The organism is Glaciimonas sp. CA11.2 (genome assembly GCF_034314045.1).
GTDB lineage: Bacteria > Pseudomonadota > Gammaproteobacteria > Burkholderiales > Burkholderiaceae_D > Glaciimonas.
Map to the genome: position 1 here is coordinate 1,737,196 of NZ_JAVIWL010000001.1, position 25,180 is coordinate 1,762,375.

A 25,180-nucleotide genomic window follows, 5' to 3' on the forward strand; every position below is an offset into this window, starting at 1 on the left:
CTGATGCGGGCCATGCTGGTGTCGACGCCCTAGATTAAGTTATGCTGCAGGCTGCCCGTGCTGAATCCACTTTTTGCCTGGGCCGAACCGCCGATTGTGTTCTCTTTATAGATATTGTCGCGGGTCCGATCAGCAGTAGGTCTGCGCTGTTCATACGAAGTTTGATGATTGTTGGCGTCTTGATAATGGAATTTCACGTGGGCGTTCTGGAGCAGCCAACTGCCATTTTCTTTGTTATCGCTGAATTCGTAATCAAAGCTGACACGATTGCGTTCGACGCTGTCTTTTGCGCGCAGGGCCAAAGTGGTCGGCGTAATGGCTAACAAGACGTCTGAAGTAGTCTTCCCTTCTTGATGGGTAAGGGTAAGGGTCAATTTGTCGCGTGGACTTGCTGTGAAGACCACTTTGCCGAGTAATGAATTGCTGTCACTGTCTTGAGGAGTTGCGGCATCACGATTCGGCCCGAGGATATGACGTTGGCCCTGGTTTGTGACTTCATGGTCCTGTCTTTTATTGGCGATTAACATGGCTTCAAAGCGTTCACCGTCGAACGCCGCTACCGCCGTAGTAGAGATACTGCCATCAATGGAATTGTAGGATGGTTTGATAGAAAAATATGTTGGTTTTTTGAAGATATCAAGAAAGTCGCCGGGGTCTTCGGTGATGAAGTTGACCGCACCGGTCAGGCCATCGCTACCGTACATGGACGAGGCGGGTCCGCGCAATATTTCCACCCGTTTGTAGAGATCCATCTCGCCATAGTCGCCGCGCCCGGCCTCTAAAGGGCCGAAGGAAAATGCACTCGGCAAACGAATGCCATCTTCCATTAGCAAGATACGATTGCCTTCTAGCCCGCGAATATTGATGCCTTCGTTGCCGCCACGACCGCCAGCAGTGGCTGCGGATGCGGGGCGGTAGGGCCCGCGTCGAACCGTAACACCGGGTTCGTATCGTAGCAAATCCTTAATATCCTTGGCTTGCTGCTCTTCCATGGCGGCGGCATTTATGACTGAAATACTGCTCGGCGTTCTGGATAAAGGCTTTTCGGATCGTGAAGCTGTTACTGATATTTCTTCCAGAGCAAGATCGGGATGAGAGTTATAGGCGGCTAGCGTTGATGTTGTGGCGGGGCTTGTTTGCAGCGACTGCGCTGAGCTCGGTAACGAGTAAACAGTGGCAACGAAAGCGATAAAGCGAATAACAGCGCGAGTAGAAGGGCTTGTGCCCGCGCGCATGGCGGCGGTAGGCTTCGATAAAGGAAGCTGGGATGAAGAGGCAAACATACGTACTCCAAGGTCAATAAAAAGCTTATTGGCTGGCGACGGTATGTTGCGGCTGGCTTAGATAAGTTGCGGGAATGGAAGCTTGCGTGAGCAGGAAGTCGCTACAAGACTAATGAAGAATCATTATAGATGAGAATAATTCCTATTTGCAAGGTTTCCGTTGTCCGTGGCGACCTGAAGTTAAGTCGGTCAGGTTGGGGCAGGTGATTGTCTGCTTGCCGCATCAACTTTGAATGAATGGGCAGTAAAGAAGGGCGGTTATTGTTGTGTATAGGTAAAATTGTGGGCTGTAACCTGGTAAAGATTTTTTACATTTACATTTACGTGCCGTGTACTGGATCATCTTATATCGGTATCATGCGACAAATCGCGGCCACAATAGGGATTGAACATGCCTGACTTAATATTTAACTTTGGGCTTCTCGCCATAGCCGGATTTCTCGCTGGATTAATTGACGCCGTGGTGGGTGGAGGAGGATTGATCCAAATCCCGGCTTTATTTTCCATGTTGCCTAACACCGTGCCAGCGACGGTACTTGGAACCAACAAGTTGGCCGGTATCTTTGGCACGACTGCTGCTGCCATCAACTATGGGCGAAGAGTTCGTTTGGCCTGGCGGGCAGCGTTGCCCGCAGCAGGTGCCGCTTTTGTATTTGCATTTCTGGGTGCATATACGGTCACTCATATACCGACGGATGCGATCCGTAAAAGTCTGCCATTTATTTTGCTAGCGGTTGCGGCATACACCTTTGCCAAGAAGGATTTCGGCAGTATTCATGCGCCCCGCCATAATGGATCTAAAGAATTGGTCATTGCGATACTGATTGGTTGTGGAATCGGATTTTATGACGGTCTTTTTGGTCCTGGCACAGGTAGCTTCCTGATTTTCTTATTTGTGCGGTTTTTTGGATTTGACTTCCTCGCTGCCTCTGCTGTATCAAAGGTTGTGAACGCCGCGACCAATTTTGCGGCATTGCTTTGGTTTGGCTACAGCGGACATATTCTTTGGCAACTCGCGTTGCTAATGGCGATCTGTAATGTCGCAGGTTCGCTAGTGGGTACGCGATTGGCCATAAAGCACGGCAGTGGATTTGTTCGTAAATTATTTTTGGTGGTGGTATCGGTCTTAATATTAAAAACAGCTTACGATGCGTTTTTAAAATAATAAATGGTTTCACGTGGAACAACGGGGTTTCAAAAACGAAAGATTTGTTTGGTTTAAGATAGTGAACGTCAAAACGAGTCGCAATTGTTTCACGTGGAACCATCCGTAAATCCGCCTTTACATATTTTCGCGAATCGTTTGAACATATCTCTCGGATAAGTTTGTTACTTACTAATGTTTGAATTGTGGTAAAAGCTCAAGTGTCGTGGGAACACGGCTGCTTTACCACAACCGAGTCAACAAGTGGGCGGTCAACGTGAAATGGATTTATAATCACGCCTCTGTTCACCCTCTCATCGAGGCGCATTATGCTCTTTCCTACAAATTTTGATGTAATCGTTGTCGGTGGCGGTCATGCCGGTACCGAAGCTGCCTTGGCCTCTGCGCGTATGGGTCAAAAAACCTTGCTGCTAACCCATAATATCGAGACTTTGGGTCAGATGTCATGCAATCCCTCCATTGGTGGCATTGGTAAAGGCCACCTCGTAAAAGAGGTTGATGCAATGGGTGGGGCGATGGCGATCGCGACCGATGAGGCTGGTATCCAGTTCAGGATATTAAATTCATCCAAAGGCCCAGCAGTGCGCGCCACGCGTGCTCAGGCAGACCGCATACTATACAAACAGGCGATACGTTCGCGGCTCGAGAATCAGCCGAATCTATGGCTATTCCAGCAGGCTGTTGATGATCTGATCGTTGAAGGCGATCGTGTGATAGGTGCGGTCACGCAAGTTGGTATTCGCTTCCTTAGTCGTGCTGTGGTTCTGACCACCGGAACGTTTCTCGATGGAAAAATTCACGTTGGCTTAAATAACTATGCGGCGGGCAGGGCGGGTGATCCTCCTGCGATTTCACTATCAGCTCGCTTGAAAGAATTGAAGCTGCCGCAAGGCCGGCTAAAAACCGGTACGCCGCCACGGATTGATGGCCGCACAATCGATTTTTCGGTCATGCAGCCGCAACCAGGCGATCTGGATCCCGTTCCGGTGTTTTCGGTGATGGGTAACGCGGCAATGCACCCAGCTCAGATGCCTTGCTGGATTACGCACACCAATTTGCAGACGCATGACATTATTCGTGCTGGCCTTGATCGTAGCCCGATGTACACCGGAGTCATTGAGGGTGTCGGCCCGCGATATTGCCCATCGATCGAAGATAAAATTCATCGCTTTGCAGGCAAGGACTCGCACCAGATTTTTCTGGAGCCAGAAGGCTTGACGACCAATGAATATTATCCGAATGGGATTTCTACAAGTTTGCCGTTTGACGTACAGCTGGCATTGGTCCGATCAATGAAGGGACTGGAAAATGCCCACATTTTGCGTCCCGGTTACGCCATCGAATATGACTATTTCGATCCACGCGGCCTTAAAGCATCATTGGAAACAAAACTCATCAACGGACTCTACTTTGCCGGTCAGATCAATGGCACAACAGGCTACGAAGAGGCGGCCGCCCAAGGCATGCTGGCGGGCTTAAACGCGGCTTTGCAGACGCAAGAGCGTGATGCCTGGACCCCAAGACGGGATGAGGCTTATCTAGGCGTGCTGGTCGACGATTTGATTACGCAAGGTGTACTTGAGCCGTATCGTATGTTCACCAGCCGTGCCGAATATCGCTTAAGTCTGCGTGAGGACAATGCCGATTTACGTTTGACTGAGATTGGCCGTCAGTTGGGTTGTGTTGGTGATGCGCAATGGGAGCAATTCGAGAAAAAACGCGAAGCCGTCGCGCTTGAAATGGAGCGGCTGCGTTCTACGTGGGTGAACCCACGCATTTTATCCGATGCAGAAGCTGAGAGAGTTGTCGGAGTGGCAATTCATCGCGAGTACGCGCTATCGGATTTGCTGCGTCGTCCCAACGTCTCTTACGATGCATTAATGACGCTAACGGGCATTGACGGTCAGGACTTGGGTGGGCCCGGCGTTGCGGATGGTACGGTCAAAGAGCAGGTCGAAATTCAACTCAAATATGCTGGATATATTGACCGTCAGGCGCGTGAAGTAGAGCGCCACGAGCATAGTGAAAATCTTAAATTTCCAACAGACTTTGATTACATGCAAGTGCAGTCGCTGTCGATGGAAGTGCGCCAAAAATTGCATCAGCATCGTCCGGAAACCTTCGGCCAGGCCTCTCGCATAGCAGGCGTGACGCCTGCCGCATTGTCCTTGTTGCTGGTACACGTAAAAAAAGGCACGATGAAAAAAATGGACAAGCTAGCTGATAAAAGTGATCAGGCGGCGTAGGACTTATGGCTTAATTAACGCCGAATTAATGCTTGATTCACGCTTAATCGCTATGCATTATTGCCGCAACATGGTCGAGATACTGAAGGAATGTCAGGATGAGTGAAGTAGATACCAGTGCTGGCGGCGCGCTCGCCGCCACTTTGCGGGATGGCGCGAAGACTTTGGGCATAGCGCTCAATGGCCTTCAGCAAGCGCAATTGTTGACCTATCTGGCGATGCTGGCGAAGTGGAATAAAACCTATAACCTGACGTCGATTCGCGAGCCGGATCAGATGATGACGCATCACTTGCTGGATTCACTGGCGGTGGTTCCTGCCTTTTCTGGTGCACAAAACGTGCTGGATGTTGGGGCCGGCGGTGGCTTGCCTGGGATGATATTGGCGATTTGGGCGATGACATCGCAGCCGGATATGCGCGTTTCCATGATCGATACGGTACATAAAAAAACGGCATTTTTGACGCAAGTTAAGGCAGAAATGGGACTAAAAAATGTCCGTGTTCACACTGCCAGAGTTGAAGAACTTGAAGTACCACAAAAGTTTGATGTCATTACCTCGCGTGCTTTTGCCGAGCTTTCAGACTTTATCAACTGGTCGGCGCATTTATTGGCAGACGGTGGTCAGTTTATCGCCCTGAAAGGTCTGCAACCAGCCGCAGAGATTGAGCGGCTACCAGCAGGATGGGAAGTCGTCGAGGTACGTCGGATCGCAGTGCCGGGGCTGGACGCCGAACGTCATTTGATTACCATTAAGCGAGCGATAGGATGATGAGAAATATTATATTTTCAATATCTTTTTCATTTTTTGCCATATTAACACCTTCAGTAACCCTCGCCCAAAATGTGGTGGCGGTGCCGTCCATCGATTTAAATCGGTACGCCGGTAAGTGGTATGAGATTGCACGTTTTCCGAATCGCTTTCAAAAGTCCTGTGCCGGTAACGTTACCGCTGAATATCGCACGCGCGTGGACGGGCGTATTGACGTGATAAATCGCTGTCAAAAAAATGATGGCTCGGTGGATGAAGCCATTGGGGTTGCTCGTCTCGCAGATAGTTCAGGTAGCGCTACCAATTCCAAATTAAAAGTGCGCTTTGCGCCAGCGTGGTTGTCATGGTTGCCGTTTGTTTGGGGTGATTATTGGGTATTGGATTTGGCACCCGATTATTCTTATGCGGTAGTGGGTGAACCCGGGCGTAATTATTTATGGATACTTTCGCGATCACCCAGCTTGCCAGAATCCAGTTATCAGGCCGCGATTCAGAAGGTTGCGAGGCAAGGGTTCGACGTGAGCCAACTCGTTAAAACCAAGCAAGACTGAGCTCTTTATGAACGCTTATTTTCACCTACTTGGTATCACTGAAGTGTGGCATTTAATTGCTGCGATGGCGGTGTTTTTGATGTTGCCGGGACCAGGCACGTTTTGCATTCTGACGAGCGCTGCCAAGAATGGTTTGCGTGGCGGATTTGCTGCCTTGATCGGGATGATGGTGGGCGATGCGGTACTGATGTTTTTGGCGGCGATCGGGGTTGCGGCATTGTTGCACGCGAATCTGCTGTTATTCAAAGGCGTGCAAGCTATTGGGGCCATCTATCTTGTCTATCTTGGCATTAAATTATTGCGCGCAAAAGGGAAGGGCGAGCCCGAAAGTAGAAAAGTGACTGTCGATGCCGGTGTTTCTTTTTCCCATACCGTGGATTGGCGTCGCGGGTTTTTCGTGACCTTGATCAACCCAAAGGCGATCATTTTTTATATGGCTTTTTTTCCGTTGTTTATTGATCCGGTCTCACAACGTGGCAGCATTACTTTTCTGACGATGGCTGCAATCATTTCCAGTTGCAGCTTGATTTACGGTAGTCTACTTGTGGCAGTCGGAAATGCAGCGGCTAAACATTTGGCGCGTCACCGCCTTCTCGCTGCGTTTGCTTCCAAAACGGCAGGGATTTTTCTGATAGGTTTTGGCATTAAAATCACGACGAATTAAATACATTTTGTGGACGTACGCAAAATTGCTCCAGCAACGATAGTCGGATTGTTACCTTGACCGGGCCTGGATGTTTTTTATAGGTGATCCAAGTTAATGCAATTTTACAAGTGCGTTGTCGGAACAATTTTGCGCAAGCCTTAACGCACTACATACTAAAAAAATATCACCTTATGGCAAAAATTTTCTGCGTCGCCAATCAAAAAGGCGGAGTTGGCAAGACCACCACTGCTGTGAACCTAGCCGCTGGCCTGGCGCAACTAAATCAGCGTGTATTGTTGGCTGACCTCGATCCGCAAGGCAATGCAACAATGGGTGCTGGCATCAACAAAGGCACGCTAAAAGGATCGATCTACGAGGTATTACTCGGGATGGCTGATATCAAAAGTGTTCGCGTTGTGTCGGAAACCGGCAATTTTGATGTGCTGCCCGCCAATCGCGAGTTAGCTGGTGCCGAAGTCGAAATGGTTGAGCTGGAAAATCGTGAAAAGCGTCTCAAGGATGCGATTGCCAGCATTGCGGATGACTATGATTTTATTCTGATTGATTGTCCACCGGCACTATCGTTGTTGACGTTAAATGGACTGTGCGCAGCAAACGGTGTAATTATCCCGATGCAGTGCGAATACTATGCCCTCGAAGGGCTGTCGGACTTGGTGAATACCATCAAAAAAGTGCATGCCAATTTGAATACCGATTTAAAAATAATCGGTTTGTTGCGCGTGATGTTTGATCCGCGTATGACGTTGTCGCAGCAGGTGTCGGCAGAGCTTGAGCAACACTTTGGCGATAAAGTTTTTAAAACGGTAATTCCGCGCAATGTGCGTCTGGCCGAAGCGCCATCGTATGGGATGCCCGGTGTTTGCTTTGATCCCGCCTCCAAAGGTGCGCAAGCTTATATTGCGTTTGGTGCCGAGATGGTCGAGCGCATCAAAACAATGTGATTGGCAAGGTAAATTAATATGGTTACGAAAAAATCAAAAGGTTTGGGGCGCGGTCTGGATGCGTTGCTAGGCGGTTCCACTGATATTACCGAAGCGGTGCCAACCATCGCAGGCGCGCCCTCGGTGCTGCCGGTTCTGGTGATGCAGGCCGGTAAGTATCAGCCGCGTACCCGCATGGACGAAGGCGCACTGACCGAACTGGCCGCATCGATAAAAGAACAAGGTTTGCTGCAGCCGATTTTGGTGCGGCCAATTGCCTTGCGCAATGGTGCGCAGCATTATGAGATTATTGCCGGTGAACGACGTTTTCGTGCGGCGCAAATTGCTGGTCTGACCGAAGTGCCGGTATTGGTCAAAGATGTCGACGATCAGACCACCGCAGCCATGGCGTTGATCGAAAACATCCAGCGAGAGGATTTGAATCCACTAGAAGAGGCGCAAGGTATCCATCGTCTGATTACCGATTTTGATTTCACCCATGAAAAGGCGGCGCTGTCGGTAGGCCGATCACGCAGTGCGGTCTCTAATCTGCTGCGTTTGCTCAATCTCGCCAAGCCGGTTCAAACCATGCTGATGGCGGGCGACATTGACATGGGCCATGCGCGTGCATTGCTGGCTGTCGACGCCGCTACACAGATTACGTTGGCGAATCAGGTCGTGGCCAAGCGGATGTCGGTGCGAGACGCGGAAAAACTGGTTACGCGCACGACAGCCGAACAGAATGCTATTGCGCGACCGGTCGGCAAAGGCAAGGAAAAATCTCGCGATATCGCACGGCTGGAAGAAGAACTGTCGGATATGCTTGCCACGACGGTGGCAATCAAGACCGGTGCAAAGAATCGTGGCCAATTGATTATCGATTTCTCCGATCTTGATACGCTGGATGGATTAATTGCACGGTTGAGAGGCCCCGAATAAAAATATCTTCGGTATCTTCGGTATCTTCGGTGTCTCTTGGATATAGTGATCGTCGTATTGCGTGTTTACCATTTAATATCCTGCATTCTAGTCTTGATAAAGAAGTGGCTTTATTATGCCCGTGCCATCCGCCGTATCAGCTGCCGCAGCGCCAACCATTCTTCTGTTGCCGGGACTTAATAATTCTGGCGATGGTCACTGGCAAACATATTGGGAGCAGATGTTGCCAACTGCTCAACGCGTGCAGCAGCAAGATTGGGACACCCCATGCCGTCAAGATTGGGTTAATACTCTGGACGCAGCAATTCAGGCATCGAACGGTCCCGTGGTTTTAGCTGCACACAGTCTGGGATGTGCACTGGTGGCGTGGTGGGTAGCGGAGCATGGTAATTGCCAAGGGAGTGCAGCAATGGTCAAAGGTGCGCTGCTGGTCGCGCCGCCGGACGTGGAGCGCGCCGACTTCCCAGCCTCGGTACGTGACTTCGGGCGGATGCCAAGGATGGCGTTGCCGTTTGATACCATCGTCGTTGGATCGGACAACGATTCTTGGTGTGAAATAACCAAAATACAAAGTTTTTCGGTCGACTGGAAGGCCACGTTTCACAATATTGGTGCACTTGGTCACCTAAACGCGGCGAGCGGGTTGCGTGATTGGCAACAAGGTCGGACGTGGTTGGCGCAAGTTGGTCGCATGCAATCTGTTGTATAGAATCATATAAGCTCATGATTCTTTTGCAAAAGTTTGACGAAAACAACACGCTGATCGTATAATCCGCGGGTTTCTAAAATTGCCGTAAGCGCACCTTTCTGACGCACGGCATTGAATAACATGGGATCAATATGTTGCGTATTGTGCTCTTGCAATTTATTGTCACTGTGTTTGTGGCAGGTGTAGCAGGATTATTGGGCGGTATGACGGGATTTATTTCTGCACTGCTCGGTGGATTGTGTTGCGCGGTACCGAACGGACTATTTGCATTACGACTTTTTTTCAGCGCGCGGAAACCTGGCGGCGCTGATCCGATATCCTTTTTTATCGGTGAATTTATCAAAATTGCTACGACGGTTGCGCTCTTGGGCGCAGTTGTATGGTTGTACCACGGTGTTAATTGGCTGGCTTTTGTCGTCAGCTTCATCGTGGTGCTGAAAAGTTACTTTATCTTACTATTTAGACGCCAATCATGACTGCAGCTGTACTCGACGCACAACTTACCCCCTCCGAATATATTGTCCATCACCTCGGACATCTTGCCACCGGTCACCAATCCAAGATTGTGGACTTTTCAATCATTAATATCGACACCGTTTTTTGGTCCGTTTTTGCGGGTGTCGTTGGCTGCGTGCTGATGTTTCTGGCAGCGCGTAACGCGACCGCCGGTGTACCTGGACGTTTTCAGGCTTTCGTCGAGATGATGGTTGAGATGGTAGAAAACCAATCGAAAGAAATCGTCCACGGTGATCGCAGTTTTATCGCGCCACTTGCATTGACCGTATTCGTTTGGGTTGCTTTGATGAACTCGCTCGACTTCTTGCCGGTCGATATGTTTTCGAGCTTCTTTAAACTGGTTGGTCTGGATGGCATTATTTCCCACCATCGCGCCGTACCAACTGCCGATTTGAACGGCACAATGGGTATCGCGTTGGGCGTTCTGGTTCTGATGTTGTATTACAGCGTCAAGATCAAGGGCGTTGGCGGCTTTGTGCACGAATTGCTGGCTGCACCGTTCGGTATTTGGCTTGCCCCGTTTAACCTACTTTTGAACCTGATTGAATTCGCTGCAAAAACCGTATCTCTGGGGATGCGACTGTTCGGCAATATGTATGCCGGCGAATTGTTGTTCCTGTTGATTGCATTGCTGGGTTCTGCGGCGACCACTTTTGGTTTCGTCGGACACGTAATTGCCGGTTCGATTTGGGCGATTTTCCATATCTTGATCGTGTTGCTACAAGCATTTATTTTTATGATGCTGACGTTGGTCTACATCGGCCAGGCGCACGAAAAACATTAAGCTTTGGATGTTAAATCCGCTCTAGGCGCGCAGGCATTTAGCCAAGCGTCACGAGCGGGGATCCACATCGGTTGGTAGGTTTTGTAGTTTTTATTTTTTTGATTTGCCTTTTGTATTAACTTTAACTTTGAAGGAATTGTCATGACGGATCTCTCTTTTGTTGCTTTGGCTTGTGGTTTGATTATTGGTTTGGGCGCAATCGGTGCTTGTATCGGTATCGCTATCATGGGCGGTAAATACCTTGAGGCATCCGCACGCCAGCCAGAACTGATGAACACTTTGCAAACTAAAATGTTCTTGCTAGCTGGTTTGATCGACGCTGCGTTCCTGATCGGTGTTGGTATCGCCATGTTGTTCGCTTTCGCAAATCCATTCGTCCCTAAGTAATTCGGGCAACATAGCCGATTCTCATTTTGCTGAAATTATTTCAGCACACGTTATTCTGAGAAGGAAATTACCGTGAACTTAAATGCAACATTGTTTGCGCAGTTCGTGGTCTTCTTTATCCTCGCCGGCTTCACGATGAAATTCGTGTGGCCGCCGTTGATGAAAGCGCTCGATGAGCGCACCAAGAAGATTGCGGACGGCCTAGCAGCCGCTGATCGCGGCAAGGCAGATCTGGCAGCCGCTGAAAAGCGGGTACAGGCAGAACTGGCGACAGCGCGTGACGAAGGTCAGAAGCGTATTGGCGAAGCCGAAAAGCGTGCGCAGCTAATTATTGATGAAGCCAAAAAAACGGCTTCAGACGAAGCGGCGCGTATTATCACGAATGCCAAAGCCGATGCAGATCAGCAAGTAACCAAAGCGCGTGAAGGTTTGCGCGGCGAAGTTGCTACTCTGGCCGTCAAAGGTGCAGAACAGATCTTGAAGCGTGAAGTCAATGCAGCGGCACATGCCGACTTGTTGGATCAACTGAAAACAGAGCTGTAATCATGGCTGAAATCGCAACGATTGCCCGCCCTTACGCAGATGCGCTGTTCCGTGTAGCCAAAACGCAAGATTTGGCTGCGTGGTCTGGTTTGATTATTGAGATGGCGCAAGTTGCCGCCCATCCTGATGTGCTTACCCTGGCGCGTAATCCTGCGGTGACACATCAGCAAGTTACTGACATCTTTCTTTCGTTATTGACGTCACCATTGTCTGTCGAAGCCAAAAACTTCGTCACCACATTGGTTGCCAATGGCCGTTTGATAGCATTGCCAGAAATCGCTGAACAATTCCACGTGCTGAAAAATGCCGAGGAAGGTGCCGCCGATGTTGAAATCGCCAGTGCTTTTGAGCTGTCTGCTGCACAAGTGCAAGAACTGCTGGTCACGTTGGAAAAGAAATTCGGTCGCAAGCTCAACCCTTCTGTCAAGGTTGACAGTACGTTAATTGGTGGAGTGCGCGTGGTGGTTGGCGATGAAGTGCTGGACACATCGGTACGCGCCAAGCTGCAACAGTTAAATGTCGCGTTAACGGCATAAGACAGCAGACTTTTTACTGAGCCTTAGCGAGCGTGGTGAAGATAGGGCGCACGGAGTGGAGCAACCGGAACGGTCTTAGACCATGAGGATTGTGAGCACCGCGCAACGCATTATTCGCGAGGCGCAGCAGGTTCCGAAAAAGTCTATTGCGGTAACAGCCGCGGTAGCTAAACTATAGCAACTGCATCAATTGCGTCAAACTGAGTGGCCCGAGTCCTTAGCGTAAGCCAAAGAGAAAAATTTTAGGAGTTAGTATGCAACTCAACGCGTCTGAAATCAGCGAACTGATCAAGAGCCGGATTCAAGGCCTTGGCGATACCGCTGAGATTCGAAATCAGGGCACGGTTATCTCCGTGTCCGACGGTATCTGCCGTATCCATGGTCTGTCTGACGTGATGCAAGGCGAGATGCTGGAATTCCCAGGCAATACATTTGGTCTGGCACTGAATCTGGAACGTGATTCTGTCGGCGCCGTTATTTTGGGCGACTTCGAGCACATTTCTGAAGGCGATACAGTCAAATGTACTGGTCGTATTCTGGAAGTGCCGATCGGTCCTGAACTACGTGGTCGTGTTGTCAATGCGCTGGGTCAGCCAATTGACGGCAAAGGCCCGGTCAACGCTAAGTTGACAGCGCCAATCGAAAAGATTGCACCAGGCGTTATTGCCCGTCAATCAGTTTCTGAGCCGATGCAAACCGGTATCAAGTCAATTGACTCGATGGTCCCGATTGGTCGCGGTCAACGTGAACTGATCATTGGCGACCGTCAAACTGGTAAGACTGCTGTTGCGATTGATGCCATCATCAATCAAAAGGGTCAAAACGTTACATGTATTTATGTTGCGATTGGTCAAAAAGCATCATCGATCAAAAACATCGTACGCTCGCTGGAAGCACACGGCGCGATGGAATACACAATCGTTGTCGCAGCGTCGGCTTCTGAGTCGGCCGCGATGCAATTCGTCTCGCCTTACTCTGGCTGCGCCATGGGTGAATACTTCCGTGACCGTGGTGAAGATGCACTGATCGTCTATGATGATTTGTCAAAGCAAGCTGTTGCATACCGTCAGGTATCGTTGTTGCTGCGTCGTCCACCGGGTCGTGAAGCGTATCCTGGCGATGTGTTCTATCTCCACAGCCGTTTGCTAGAGCGCGCAGCACGCGTGAATCCAGCTTATGTCGAGGCTTTCACCAAAGGTGAAGTCAAGGGCAAGACTGGTTCATTGACTGCTTTGCCAATCATTGAAACACAAGCTGGCGACGTTTCTGCTTTCGTTCCAACCAACGTTATTTCGATCACTGACGGCCAGATTTTCCTGGAAACGTCGTTGTTCAACGCTGGTATCCGTCCTGCGATTAACGCTGGTATTTCGGTATCGCGCGTTGGTGGTGCTGCTCAGACTAAAGTTATCAAGAACCTGTCCGGTGGTATTCGTACCGACTTGGCACAGTATCGTGAATTGGCTGCGTTTGCGCAGTTTGCTTCTGATCTGGATGCGGCAACCCGCAAACAGCTGGATCGTGGCGCACGTGTGACTGAACTGTTGAAGCAAGCACAATACTCGCCATTGCCGATCTCGTTAATGGCAGTAACGTTGTTCGCGGTCAACAAGGGTTTTCTGGATGATGTTGAAGTGAAGAAATTGCTGGCATTCGAAGCAGCTTTGCATGACTTCATGAAAACTAGCCACGCGCCATTGTTGCAAAAGATCGAAGAAACCAAGCAACTCGACAAAGATGCTGAAGCTGCGTTGTCTGCTGCAGTTGCTGATTTCAAAAAATCCGACGCGTATTAATTCTCTGGGGCTATAAGGAGTAATAACTCATGGCTACAGGCAAAGAGATACGCGGCAAGATCAAAAGCGTAGAAAATACGAAAAAGATCACGAAGGCGATGGAAATGGTCGCGGCGTCCAAAATGCGTAAAGCGCAGGAACGGATGCTGGCGGCTCGTCCCTATAGTGAGAAGATTCGTCATATTGCTTCTAACTTGTCGCAAGCGAATCCGGAATACACGCATCCGTTCATGACTAAGCAGGACAATGCCAAGACGGTTGGTTTTATCGTTGTCACAACCGATAAAGGTTTGTGCGGCGGTATGAATACCAACTCCTTGCGTCTTGTTACTGCCAAAATGCGTGAACTGGAAGCAGCGGGTAATCAGATTCAAGCAGTCGCAATTGGTAATAAAGGCCTGGGTTTTCTGAACCGGGTTGGCGCAAAAGTCATATCGCACGTGGTGCAACTCGGTGATACGCCGCATCTGGACAAGTTAATTGGCCCGGTCAAGGTATTGCTTGATGCATACGAAGAAGGTCGTCTGGATGCGGTGTACCTGGTGTACACCAAATTCATTAACACGATGAGACAAGAACCGCGACTAGAGCAATTGCTGCCTCTGTCAAACGAACGTCTCGCGGCCGACAATGATGGTGCCCACGCGTGGGATTACATCTATGAACCGGACGTACAAAGTGTTATTGACGATTTGTTATTGCGCTATGTAGAAACGCTGATTTATCAAGCGGTTGCAGAGAACATGGCGTCTGAGCAATCAGCGCGGATGGTCGCAATGAAGTCGGCAAGCGACAATGCCGGTAACGTGATTGGTGAGTTGAAGTTGATTTACAACAAGACTCGTCAGGCTGCGATTACTAAGGAATTGTCGGAAATCGTTTCCGGTGCGGCGGCAGTTTAGGTCACACAGTCAACGATTTTAAGGGCTCCTCAAAAAGCCGCAGTGAACGAATCAAAGTCAGGTCGTCGATGCAACAAATCCGGAAGCCGCAATGGGCACGGTGAGGATCGCAGGTTCGACATTGGTTCGTGTAACAGGTTTTTAGAGGTCGCCGCACGCAACGACCATAACGCGCAAGCGTTCAACTGAATTTAATTTTATATATTGAAGGAACGAAAATGGCTGATGGCAAAATCGTTCAGTGTATCGGCGCTGTTGTGGACGTTGAATTTCCACGTGACGCGATGCCTAAGATTTACGATGCCTTGAAGATGGAAGGTTCGGAACTGACACTGGAAGTACAACAGCAACTAGGCGACGGTATCGTTCGTACTATTGCGTTGGGCACCTCTGATGGTCTGCGCCGCGGCATGATGATCAAGAATACTGGTAAGCCAATTATGGTTCCTACCGGTAAAGCAACACTTGGTCGCATCATGGACGTACTCGGTAATCCTATTGATGAATGCGGTCCGGTAAGTCACGCGACAACAGCTTCTATTCACCGTAAAGCTCCTGCGTATGACGATTTGTCGCCATCGCAAGAGTTGTTGGAAACAGGTATCAAGGTTATTGACTTGGTTTGCCCGTTTGCCAAGGGTGGTAAAGTTGGTTTGTTCGGTGGCGCTGGTGTTGGTAAGACCGTCAACATGATGGAATTGATTAACAACATCGCTAAAGCGCACAGTGGTTTGTCCGTGTTTGCCGGTGTTGGTGAGCGTACTCGTGAGGGTAACGACTTTTATCACGAAATGGCTGATGCAAAAGTGGTCGATCTGGAAAATCCAGAGAACTCTAAGGTTGCCATGGTCTACGGTCAGATGAATGAGCCGCCGGGTAACCGTCTGCGCGTTGCGTTGACTGGTCTGACGATTGCCGAAGGCTTCCGTGACGAAGGTAAAGACGTGTTGTTCTTCGTCGATAACATCTATCGTTACACATTGGCTGGTACCGAAGTATCTGCGTTGTTGGGTCGTATGCCTTCTGCTGTGGGTTATCAACCGACACTGGCTGAAGAAATGGGCCGTTTGCAAGAGCGTATTACGTCGACTAAAACTGGTTCGATCACATCAATTCAAGCGGTGTATGTTCCTGCCGATGACTTGACCGATCCTTCGCCAGCAACGACGTTTGCTCACTTGGACTCCACCGTTGTGTTGTCACGTGATATCGCTTCGTTAGGTATTTATCCAGCGGTTGATCCGCTTGATTCTACTTCGCGTCAGTTGGATCCACTCGTGGTTGGTCAGGAACACTACGACACAGCACGTGCTGTGCAAGGTATTCTGCAACGCTACAAAGAATTGCGCGACATTATTGCGATTCTAGGTATGGATGAGTTGGCACCGGAAGACAAACTGTTGGTAGCACGTGCACGTAAAATGCAACGTTTCCTATCGCAGCCGTTCCACGTTGCTGAAGTATTTACCGGTGCACCAGGTAAATACGTTTCGCTAAAAGATACGATCAAGGGCTTCAAAATGATCGCTAGCGGCGAACTCGATCACCTGCCGGAACAAGCGTTCTATATGGTCGGTACAATTGAAGAAGCAATCGAAAAAGCCAAGAAAATCAACTAAAGCATAGCGATGTTGGTTGCGTGACGTTACTCGAACACAGGGATTGACCGTAAGGTCGATGTCTGCGCAGTGTAAGCGTGTAAGTAACGTAGTTGGCATCTGTTATGACAGTTTGATTGAACGGGTAAATGAGGACTGACGCAAAATTGTCCCGGCAAGACGCGCGGACGTAGACAGTACGCTAGTACGGCGAGGACAGCACAACGCCGCCGGGCTGATTTTGTGCAACTTCTATACATAAGGGTCTAACATGGCAAACACTATTCACGTTGACGTGGTTTCGGCGGAAGAGCTTATCTTTTCTGGCGAGGCTGAATTCGTCGCGTTGCCGGGTGAGTCAGGCGAGTTGGGGATTTATCCTCGTCATACGCCGCTGATCACGCGTATCAAGCCGGGTGCGGTACGCATCAAGGTGCCAGGTCAGGCGGAAGACGAATTCGTATTCGTTGCTGGTGGCCTGCTGGAAGTGCAGCCTGATACCGTCACCATTCTGGCCGATACTGCGATTCGCGGTGCCGATCTGGATGAGGCGAAAGCGACAGAAGCCAAGCGTTTGGCAGAAGAAGCATTAACCAATCAGGAATCGAAGATCGATTATGCAAAAGCCCAGTCAGAATTGACGACAGCAATTGCGCAGTTGGCAGCGATCCATAGATTGCGTTCAAAAGGCCGTTAATTCAGCAATCGGTACAAGAGATTGTTCCGATTTGGACGATGGTAGCAAACAAGCAGCTTCGGCTGCTTTTTTGTTGCCCGTGCCTTGCACGCAATGTGGTTGCTAATGAGCGGTAAGTATTCATCGGGCGCGAAATAGACTTCGTGTTTCTATCCCGATACAGATAAGAGCAGACTCAAGTAAGATAGGGTCATCACTGTCTTGTCTAAAATATACCGAGATATGCCGAGATATAACGAGAAATCCCGATTAACGCTGGATTCACGCCGTATTAAAGTTGTTGCACCAAAGTAGCAGCATTCGATGCCATCAGCGCGCTAACCTGAAGAGGAAAATCCTCCATGCCAGCAGCACCCATATCGTTATTCCTGTCTTCCGAACCCATCATTGCGATAGTCGGCATGTCCAATCGACCTGATCGCCCGAGTTATGGTGTAGCCCGCTATATGCAAGAGCATGGTTATCGGATTATTCCGGTCAATCCTATGTATGTAGGTACTCACATCCTTGGACAGCTTTGCTATAAAGATCTTTATGCTGCTGCGGGCGCTTTAACCATGGACAATTTAAAGATCGATATTGTTGATTGTTTTCGCAAAGCGAATGATATTCCCCCCGTTGTTGGTGAAGCTATCATGATCGGGGCGAGTACCATCTGGATGCAACTTGGCATCGTTAATCAGGATGCCGCCGACAAAGCCATCAAGGCTGGATTAACCGTTGTGATGGATCGTTGTATTAAGATCGAGCATGCCTTGGGTAATTTACACGGCGTATTGTAATTTTTTTAGAATATCAAAAAATTAATTTACTGTTGGTATCGGGCCTTTATTAAAGACCTGGATGTTTTCCTTAAATCAACGATTATGGTTGGATGACCGCCGGATTCGGAATGAAATGCGGCAGTCTGAAGTGTGCTGCTCGTTTATATAAAATGAATATGGCGTAATAAAGGAGTATTCGATGTCCGCTCAGAGTGAATTTCGCGCTGGTAAAAAGACTAAGCTTAAAGATGGGGATGCCAGCAAAAAGCCGCTTTCTAGCGGTGACAAGGATAAAGACAAGCAGAAGATACTGTCGTTGGCGACTGAAATCGGCCTGCAACAAGATTTGCTGTATGCCGGTCAACATCACAAATTGCTGGTTGTTTTGCAGGGAATTGATACCAGCGGAAAAGATGGAACGGTTAAAGGTGTGTTCAGCGAGGTCAATCCTGAGGGCATAAATATTGTTAGCTTTAAAGCACCAAGTCCGATTGAAAAAGCGCATGATTATCTATGGCGCGTCCATCAGCAAGTGCCGCCATCCGGCGAAATAGCGGTGTTTAACCGTAGTCATTATGAGGATGTTTTAATAACGCGGGTGCACGACTGGATTGATGATGCCGAATGCGAACGGCGTTATACGCATATTCGCGATTTTGAACGGATGTTGTCTGAGACCGGCACGACCATTATTAAATTTTTGTTGCACATCTCGAAGGACGAACAGGCTAGTAGATTGCAAGAGCGTATTGATGATCCGGCAAAAAACTGGAAATTTGATCTGCAAGATATGGAGGAGCGGAAAAGCTGGGATACATATCAGGATTTATTTTCTCGCGCTATTCAGGCAACTGATGCCGATCACGCGCCGTGGTATGTGATTCCAGCCAACTCCAAGACCCACCGTAATGTGGCGATAGCGAGTATCGTGCTTGAGACGTTACAAACATTGAAACTTAAACCACCCGCAGCCAATCCAGCGTTGGTCGGCCTCAAAATCGTGTAGGGTGTTGCTTTCAGGAGGATCCAGGTGCGACGATGGTTACCCGAATTAGTAGCGCTGCCGCTGTTGCCTTGGCTGATTTTTCAAGGCCGACGTACGCGCAAGATTACGCCGCGTTTGCCAGAGGCGGTCGGTCCGACCACTGGCTTGGCAAAGTCAGAAGTATTTGCCAGCAACCAGTCGGAGCCGGGACCACCAGCCTTGCAGTTACTGTCTTTTGGCGAATCACCGGTAGCTGGCGTCGGCGTTGCGACTCACTATGAGGCCATTACCGGCCAGTTCGCTGCCGCACTGGCGATACGGTTGGAGCGTCCGGTTGCATGGCAGGCGATGGGAAAGAATGGGGCGACGTTGCATAGCGCCATCAAAATCTTATTACCTCGCATTACCGAAAGAACGGCGCTGCAACATGTCGATGTGGTGCTCATAGCATTTGGCGTTAATGACAGCACAGCGTTTCGATCGCGGCGTCGTTACGCGGCTGAGTTGAAATATCTTTTGTTGCAACTACAACTGCATTTATCACCGCGTCTAATCGTCGTGGCTGGCGTACCGCCGCTCCATTTATTTCCCGCATTGCCGCAACCGTTACGCTTTGTGCTTGGCCTTAAAGCGCAAGAATTGGATATTGCGACTGAGAAAATCGTTGTCGAATTGTCGCCGCACATGAACGTGACACGCGTGCCGACTTTAAAAAATATGACCGATCCCGCTTTGCTGGCGTTTGATGGGATGCATCCGTCGGTCATCGGTGCTGCGACTTGGGGGCGCCAGTTAGCTGCCGCGGTGGCCCCACGTCTACAATATCGGAGTAAAAAAACGTCGGAAGTGGCGACAGCCAACGGAGCAGAGTAAGGCGGTTTTTTTTAAGCATTACCTTGTCCGCAGCAGTTCTCAAAATAAGTCTGTGCAGGGCAAAAAATGTTCTATTTGAGCCAGTGATTTGATATCTGATCGTAGTCGCCAGTGGCTTTCAATTGATGCATCCAGGTATCGACAAACTCTTTAAATGGCACGTCGCCACGCGGCAGCATGAACGCTTTTTCGGCAAACTGGAGTGGCTTGTCGGGATTAATTGCACACAACTCAGGATGTAATTTTGACTGCCATAAAGTCTCGCTGGCGTCGGTTACCATGATGTCCGCTTTTCCCGCGACGATTTGATCAAAAATAGTGACATTGTCAGGATGCGCGATGAGTTGGGCTTGCTTGAAGTGGGTCTTGGCAAAGCGCTCATTGGTTCCACCAGGATTGACAATAGCGCGTGTCCCGGGAACGTCTATTGCCGCCAGCGACTGAAATTTCGCCACATCTGTACAACGTGCAATCGCAGATTTGCCATCGACCATGTGAGAGACTGAAAACGAGACTTTTTTCTGCCGATCAAATGTGACTGAAACGCCGCCCATCGCAATATCGCATTTTTCCAGAAAGTCGTTGGTGAGTGTTGACCAGGATGTTTTGACGAATTGGGCCTGAACCCCTAGAGTTTTTGCTAATGATTGCGCCAGATCAACATCTATTCCTTCGAAGGTCTGGTCGGTTTTGTAAAACGTGAATGGCTTATAGTCGCCAGTCATGCATACGCGCAGTTTGCCGGTCTGCAAAATTTGATCGAGACGTGATGGAGGTGTATCGGGCGCAGCCAATGCGGACGCTGACAGCGAGATGGCAACCATTGCAGTAAATGTCGTCAGTGCGTAAAAATACGTTTTTTTCACAAACTCTCCGGAGTGATGGGCATATCGTTGACAGGTAAGAAGTAGAAAAAAAGCGAGATAAACAACTGGTTCCTTGCCAATTAAAACCATGCAAACTATTTTAGCGCGTTGTGCGATTCCTATTTGACTCTTTGCATTGTCTACTGCGCAAATTGGTGTGACCCAACTCGTTACGTAAGGTCGTGGTAACGTTATTCTTTTGTGCTGTTGTGATCGCAATGTTTAATATTGCGGCTGGCAACGCACCTGCATTTCCTGACAGGAGTTCATTATGTTGCAATTAAAAGACGCTTCTTTATTTCGCCAGCAAGCTTATATCAACGGTGTCTGGTCCGATGCCGATAACGGTGAGACTTTTCCTGTCACTAATCCCGCTACCGGCGAGACTATCGGCACGGTTCCTCTAATGGGTACGACCGAAACCAGACGTGCGATTGCTGCCGCTAACGCGGCCTGGAAATCATGGCGTCGTAAAACGGCCAAAGAGCGCAGCGTGGTTTTGCGTAAATGGAATGATCTGATGTTGGCGAATGCGGATGATCTGGCGCTGATCATGACATTGGAACAAGGCAAGCCGCTGGCTGAAGCCAAGGGTGAAATCACTTATGCAGCCTCTTTTATTGAATGGTTTGCTGAAGAGGGTAAACGCGCTGGCGGTGACACCATTCCATCGACCTCGCCAAATAATCGTATTGTTGTGATCAAGGAGCCGATTGGCGTTTGCGCGGCGATTACGCCTTGGAATTTTCCCGCAGCGATGATTACCCGCAAAGTGGGCCCGGCGTTGGCTGCGGGATGTCCGATGGTGCTGAAACCTGCGGAATCCACACCTTTCTCAGCGTTGGCGCTGGCAGTACTGGCGGAGCGCGCCGGTGTTCCAGCGGGTGTGTTTAGCGTTGTCACAGGCGCTGCCCGTGTCATCGGTGCAGAAATGACCAGCAATCCGATTGTGCGTAAGCTGACGTTCACCGGGTCAACCGGCGTCGGACGTTTGTTGATGGAGCAATGTGCACCAACCATTAAAAAACTATCGTTGGAACTGGGTGGAAACGCACCATTCATCGTCTTCGACGACGCTGATCTGGATGCCGCCGTCGAGGGCGCAATGGCGTCCAAATACCGCAACGCCGGACAGACCTGCGTCTGCGCCAACCGCTTGTACGTGCAAGCTGGCGTGTACGATGCATTCGCGGAGAAACTGGTAGCTGCAGTGGCCAAGTTGAAAGTCGGTGACGGTCAACAAGAGGGCGTCACACAAGGGCCGTTGATTGATCAAAAAGCAGTTGAAAAAGTTGAGCAGCACATTGCCGATGCATTAAGCAAGGGCGCGCGCGTCCTGGCGGGTGGCAAGCGTCATGCGTTGGGACATAGTTTTTTTGAGCCAACGATTTTGGCCGATGTCACTTCCGATATGGTGGTGGCGCGTGAAGAAACTTTTGGCCCGATGGCACCGTTGTTTCGCTTTACCACTGACGATGAAGTGGTGGCGATGGCCAACGATACCGAATTCGGACTAGCCAGCTATTTTTATTCACGCGATATCGGCCGTATCTGGCGCGTGGCAGAAGCGCTTGAGAGCGGCATAGTCGGTATCAATACCGGCCTGATATCTACCGAGGTCGCGCCATTTGGTGGCGTCAAGCAATCCGGTCTGGGCCGCGAAGGTTCGAAATACGGTATCGAAGACTATCAGGTCATCAAGTATTTGTGCATGGGCGGAATGTGATTCGTTGAAATACGTATCCTAATAATCCGGAAAAAATGGGATCGATTTGTCGATCCTTTTTTGATTCATTTTATCAAGGTCATGTCGTTGATATAGCACCACTCCATAAATGATATTTTCGTGCGCAGCAGAAATCTTTTTGCGTTGCTATAATCGTGCCTTACACCAATTTCCTGGTGTGCCTTCGGCGGTCGCGATCATTGTTTCCAGTTGCGTTACTTATCATTGTGACCCCGTTTCCAGATTGATCCTCACATGATGTCCTTGCCTTTATTCGCCCTGGCCGTTGCCGCTTTTGGTATCGGTACCACTGAGTTCGTCATTATGGGATTGCTGCCCAACGTGGCACGGGATCTGGGGGTATCGATTCCGGCTGCTGGAATGCTGGTCACCGGCTACGCGCTTGGGGTCACTATCGGCGCACCTATTATCGCCATTGTTACCGCTAACATGCCGCGCCGTAACGCATTGTTAAGCCTCATGGGTTTGTTCATTGTCGGCAATGTGTTGTGCGCGTTATCGCCAAATTACACAGTGTTAATGGTCGCGCGCGTAGTCACTGCGTTTTGTCATGGCGCGTTTTTCGGTATTGGTTCCGTTGTGGCCGCTGGCCTAGTTGCCCCGAATCGGCGGGCGCAGGCGATTGCGTTAATGTTTGCGGGACTAACTCTCGCCAACGTGTTGGGCGTGCCTTTCGGCACCGCTCTCGGCCAGTTGTTGGGTTGGCGGTCAACTTTCTGGGCGGTAACGGTCATCGGGATCTTGGCGGTGATCGCACTGGCAGCATGGCTGCCAAAGCAGATCGTTATGCAAAAAAGTAGTTTGCTTCAAGAGTTTAGGGTTCTTGCTGATCGCCAGGTATTAATGGTGCTGGCAATTAGCGCGCTGGCGTCGGCTAGTTTGTTCTCGGTGTTCACCTACATTACGCCCATACTGGAAGATGTCACAGGCTTAACACCGCATGCGGTAACGCTGGTGTTGTTGATTTTTGGTGTTGGCTTAACCGTTGGAAGCGCGCTGGGCGGCAAATTGGCAGACTGGCGTTTGTTGCCCTCTTTGATTGGATTTTTGATTGCGCTGGCGATTGTGCTGACCGTGTTTTCCGTCACCATGCATACGCCGGTTGCAGCGGTAGTGACGATTTTCATATGGGGTGTACTGGCTTTCGCCATCGTACCGCCGTTGCAGGTGTTAGTCGTGGATCGTGCCAGCGAAGCCCCCAATCTTGCGGCCACGTTGAATCAAGGTGCATTCAATCTTGGCAATGCGACAGGTGCCTGGGTTGGCGGCATGGCGATTGGGGCCGGTTTTCAATTAACGGTGTTGCCATATGCCGGCGTTGTCATGGTGTTAATGGCGCTCGCCCTTACGCTGTGGTCAGCATCTATTGGACGCACAAGTGGTTTGGCAATGACTGCTGGCGACTAGTTTAGCCAGCATTTGACGGTCATCCCCTTTCTAGCTGGTCAGTGAACGTATCAGAAAACCTCAGCATCAATGCCGCAGGCTGTGATTAGAATGAGATAATGCCGCATTCCAAAAGCTTGAGATTGCCTTCGATGCCCCAATTTGCCCCTCTTAAGAACGACACATTCCTACGTGCATTGTTGCGTCAACCAACGGATTACACGCCGTTGTGGCTGATGCGTCAGGCGGGACGCTATTTGCCTGAATACCGCGCAACGCGCGCGCGCGCAGGGTCTTTTCTGGGCCTGGCAAAGAATCCCGACTATGCCACCGAGGTCACGATGCAGCCGCTGGATCGGTTTCCTCTCGATGCTGCGATTCTATTTTCCGATATTTTGACAGTGCCGGACGCAATGGGTTTGGGATTGTTCTTTGCCGATGGCGAAGGGCCAAAGTTCGAACGTCCGTTACGGGATGAAAAAGCGGTGATGGCATTGTCTGCTCCCGAGATGGGCAGTCTTGACTACGTTTTCAACGCTGTGACGCAAATTCGGACGGAATTGGACGGCAAGGTTCCACTTATCGGTTTCTCTGGCAGTCCGTGGACGCTGGCGTGTTATATGGTTGAGGGCGGCGGTTCGGATGATTTCCGCACGGTTAAAACGATGTTGTACAACCGCCCTGATCTGATGCACCACATTCTCGCGATCAACGCTGCTGCTGTGGCAACCTATCTGAACGCCCAAATTGACGCCGGTGCGCAGGCTGTGATGATTTTTGATACATGGGGTGGCGCGCTTGCAGATGGTGCATACCAGTCGTTTTCATTAAATTACATGCGTCAGGTGATGAGTCAGTTAAAGCGGGAAAAAGATGGTGTGCCTATTCCTGCAATCGTCTTTACCAAAGGCGGCGGCTTGTGGCTTGAGCAGATCGCGGATATCGGGGCTGATGCGGTCGGACTGGACTGGACCGTCAATTTGGCCGAGGCGCGCGCTCGCGTAGGACATAAAGTAGCGCTACAAGGCAATCTTGATCCGGTGGTCCTGTTCTCGAATCCTGAACAGATTCGCGCTGAGGTGGGTCGTTTGTTATCGGTTTATGGACCGCCTTCTGCTGGGCATGGACATGTATTCAATCTCGGTCATGGTATTTCCCAGTTCACACCGCCGGAATCAGTCGCCGTGATGGTCGAGGCGGTGCACGAGATGAGTCGTAAGATGCGCTGATAAGTAGCGTCAAGACAAGGGTGTGTGGGATTGAAAATTTCGAACGCCTTTTTTACGCGAACCAGTCATTCTTTCCTTGTACATTGTGAACGACTAAATTGCCCGATCAGGATATTGGTTTAGTGGCTAGCGATAGTCAGCGCTCTGGTTTGGTGCTGTTTTACGCTAGAAATATTTTTCCTTAACACAGATTTAGCGTCGAATTAGACTAGTTATGCACAATAATTATTTGTTGCATCGCAGAAATTTTGCGTATCAATATTTTTAATTTGCCGTATTTTTAAAATTGTAAGTCATTGAATTATAAGAAGTTTTTTTTGC

General features: G+C 49.8%; 26 protein-coding genes. 23 read left to right on the top strand and 3 right to left on the bottom strand.

Going from position 1 to position 25,180, the window contains the following annotated elements; translation table 11 throughout:
* Positions 1–29: 29 nt before the first annotated feature.
* Positions 30–1,283, bottom strand: a complete 1,254-nt coding sequence (locus RGU75_RS07430; RefSeq protein ID WP_322234512.1) for a TonB-dependent receptor plug domain-containing protein — start codon at positions 1,281–1,283, stop codon at positions 30–32.
* A gap of 391 nt (positions 1,284–1,674) precedes the next feature.
* Between RGU75_RS07430 and RGU75_RS07435 the strand changes: the two genes are divergently transcribed.
* From RGU75_RS07435 to RGU75_RS07515, 17 genes are all read left to right on the top strand, one after another.
* On the top strand, positions 1,675–2,448 hold the full coding sequence (locus RGU75_RS07435; protein WP_322234514.1) for a sulfite exporter TauE/SafE family protein: 774 nt from the start codon (positions 1,675–1,677) through the stop codon (positions 2,446–2,448).
* A 308-nt stretch (positions 2,449–2,756) separates the two neighbouring features.
* Positions 2,757–4,694 carry a tRNA uridine-5-carboxymethylaminomethyl(34) synthesis enzyme MnmG gene (gene mnmG / locus RGU75_RS07440; RefSeq protein WP_322234516.1) on the top strand — a complete coding sequence of 646 codons (1,938 nt, stop codon included), beginning with the start codon at positions 2,757–2,759 and terminating at the stop codon, positions 4,692–4,694.
* 98 nt (positions 4,695–4,792) lie between these two features.
* Positions 4,793–5,464: a 16S rRNA (guanine(527)-N(7))-methyltransferase RsmG gene (rsmG, locus tag RGU75_RS07445; RefSeq protein ID WP_322234518.1), complete on the top strand. Its 672-nt coding sequence runs from the start codon at positions 4,793–4,795 to the stop codon at positions 5,462–5,464.
* A complete protein-coding gene (locus RGU75_RS07450) occupies positions 5,461–6,015 on the top strand; it encodes a lipocalin family protein (protein ID WP_322234520.1) in 555 nt (184 codons plus the stop codon). Before rsmG ends, RGU75_RS07450 begins: the two co-directional genes overlap by 4 nt.
* A 7-nt stretch (positions 6,016–6,022) precedes the next feature.
* Positions 6,023–6,679 (top strand): leucine efflux protein LeuE, encoded by a 657-nt coding sequence (gene leuE, locus RGU75_RS07455; protein WP_322234522.1) that lies wholly within the window; start codon positions 6,023–6,025, stop codon positions 6,677–6,679.
* A gap of 173 nt (positions 6,680–6,852) precedes the next feature.
* Positions 6,853–7,623, top strand: a complete 771-nt coding sequence (locus tag RGU75_RS07460) for a ParA family protein (RefSeq protein ID WP_322234524.1) — start codon at positions 6,853–6,855, stop codon at positions 7,621–7,623.
* An 18-nt stretch (positions 7,624–7,641) separates the two neighbouring features.
* The gene (locus RGU75_RS07465) at positions 7,642–8,541 is read left to right on the top strand and encodes a ParB/RepB/Spo0J family partition protein (RefSeq protein WP_322234526.1); all 900 of its coding nucleotides are present in this window, start codon (positions 7,642–7,644) and stop codon (positions 8,539–8,541) included.
* A gap of 115 nt (positions 8,542–8,656) precedes the next feature.
* Complete coding sequence (locus tag RGU75_RS07470) at positions 8,657–9,250, top strand: alpha/beta hydrolase (protein ID WP_322234528.1); 594 nt, start codon at positions 8,657–8,659, stop codon at positions 9,248–9,250.
* Between the two features lie 131 nt (positions 9,251–9,381).
* Positions 9,382–9,726, top strand: coding sequence for an ATP synthase subunit I (locus RGU75_RS07475; protein WP_322234530.1), 345 nt, complete (start codon positions 9,382–9,384; stop codon positions 9,724–9,726).
* A complete protein-coding gene (atpB, locus tag RGU75_RS07480; RefSeq protein WP_322234532.1) occupies positions 9,723–10,550 on the top strand; it encodes a F0F1 ATP synthase subunit A in 828 nt (275 codons plus the stop codon). Before RGU75_RS07475 ends, atpB begins: the two co-directional genes overlap by 4 nt.
* Positions 10,551–10,691: 141 nt before the next feature.
* Entirely contained in the window at positions 10,692–10,937 is a 246-nt protein-coding gene (atpE, locus tag RGU75_RS07485) for a F0F1 ATP synthase subunit C (RefSeq protein WP_038494309.1), read from the top strand.
* Positions 10,938–11,009: 72 nt separating this feature from the next.
* Positions 11,010–11,480 (top strand): F0F1 ATP synthase subunit B, encoded by a 471-nt coding sequence (locus RGU75_RS07490; RefSeq protein WP_322234536.1) that lies wholly within the window; start codon positions 11,010–11,012, stop codon positions 11,478–11,480.
* A 2-nt stretch (positions 11,481–11,482) separates the two neighbouring features.
* Positions 11,483–12,016, top strand: coding sequence for a F0F1 ATP synthase subunit delta (locus RGU75_RS07495; RefSeq protein WP_322234537.1), 534 nt, complete (start codon positions 11,483–11,485; stop codon positions 12,014–12,016).
* Between the two features lie 254 nt (positions 12,017–12,270).
* Positions 12,271–13,812, top strand: a complete 1,542-nt coding sequence (atpA, locus tag RGU75_RS07500; protein ID WP_322234539.1) for a F0F1 ATP synthase subunit alpha — start codon at positions 12,271–12,273, stop codon at positions 13,810–13,812.
* 29 nt (positions 13,813–13,841) lie between these two features.
* Positions 13,842–14,714, top strand: a complete 873-nt coding sequence (gene atpG / locus RGU75_RS07505; protein WP_322234541.1) for a F0F1 ATP synthase subunit gamma — start codon at positions 13,842–13,844, stop codon at positions 14,712–14,714.
* Between the two features lie 218 nt (positions 14,715–14,932).
* A complete protein-coding gene (gene atpD / locus RGU75_RS07510) occupies positions 14,933–16,333 on the top strand; it encodes a F0F1 ATP synthase subunit beta (protein ID WP_205322638.1) in 1,401 nt (466 codons plus the stop codon).
* 250 nt (positions 16,334–16,583) lie between these two features.
* Positions 16,584–17,009 (top strand): F0F1 ATP synthase subunit epsilon, encoded by a 426-nt coding sequence (locus RGU75_RS07515; RefSeq protein ID WP_205322637.1) that lies wholly within the window; start codon positions 16,584–16,586, stop codon positions 17,007–17,009.
* Between the two features lie 271 nt (positions 17,010–17,280).
* Here RGU75_RS07515 and RGU75_RS07520 read toward each other — a convergent pair whose 3' ends face one another.
* The gene (locus RGU75_RS07520) at positions 17,281–17,412 is read right to left on the bottom strand and encodes a hypothetical protein (RefSeq protein WP_322234544.1); all 132 of its coding nucleotides are present in this window, start codon (positions 17,410–17,412) and stop codon (positions 17,281–17,283) included.
* Here RGU75_RS07520 and RGU75_RS07525 point away from each other — a divergent pair.
* From RGU75_RS07525 to RGU75_RS07535, 3 genes are all read left to right on the top strand, one after another.
* Entirely contained in the window at positions 17,411–17,791 is a 381-nt protein-coding gene (locus tag RGU75_RS07525) for a CoA-binding protein (RefSeq protein WP_322234546.1), read from the top strand. The two genes, RGU75_RS07520 and RGU75_RS07525, sit on opposite strands and share 2 nt — an antisense overlap.
* A 181-nt stretch (positions 17,792–17,972) precedes the next feature.
* Positions 17,973–18,779, top strand: coding sequence for a PPK2 family polyphosphate kinase (locus tag RGU75_RS07530; protein WP_322234548.1), 807 nt, complete (start codon positions 17,973–17,975; stop codon positions 18,777–18,779).
* A 24-nt stretch (positions 18,780–18,803) separates the two neighbouring features.
* The gene (locus tag RGU75_RS07535) at positions 18,804–19,631 is read left to right on the top strand and encodes an SGNH/GDSL hydrolase family protein (protein WP_322234550.1); all 828 of its coding nucleotides are present in this window, start codon (positions 18,804–18,806) and stop codon (positions 19,629–19,631) included.
* 71 nt (positions 19,632–19,702) lie between these two features.
* On the opposite strand, the gene RGU75_RS07540 is transcribed toward RGU75_RS07535, so the two are convergent.
* Positions 19,703–20,455: a transporter substrate-binding domain-containing protein gene (locus RGU75_RS07540; protein WP_322240322.1), complete on the bottom strand. Its 753-nt coding sequence runs from the start codon at positions 20,453–20,455 to the stop codon at positions 19,703–19,705.
* A 313-nt stretch (positions 20,456–20,768) separates the two neighbouring features.
* Here RGU75_RS07540 and gabD point away from each other — a divergent pair, with 313 nt between their 5' ends.
* The 3 genes from gabD to hemE all read left to right on the top strand — a co-directional run bounded on the left by gabD (position 20,769) and on the right by hemE (position 24,859).
* A complete protein-coding gene (gabD, locus tag RGU75_RS07545; RefSeq protein ID WP_322234552.1) occupies positions 20,769–22,223 on the top strand; it encodes an NADP-dependent succinate-semialdehyde dehydrogenase in 1,455 nt (484 codons plus the stop codon).
* A 258-nt stretch (positions 22,224–22,481) separates the two neighbouring features.
* Positions 22,482–23,651: an MFS transporter gene (locus tag RGU75_RS07550; RefSeq protein WP_322240324.1), complete on the top strand. Its 1,170-nt coding sequence runs from the start codon at positions 22,482–22,484 to the stop codon at positions 23,649–23,651.
* 131 nt (positions 23,652–23,782) lie between these two features.
* Positions 23,783–24,859, top strand: coding sequence for a uroporphyrinogen decarboxylase (hemE, locus tag RGU75_RS07555; RefSeq protein WP_322234554.1), 1,077 nt, complete (start codon positions 23,783–23,785; stop codon positions 24,857–24,859).
* The last annotated feature ends 321 nt before the right edge of the window (positions 24,860–25,180 follow it).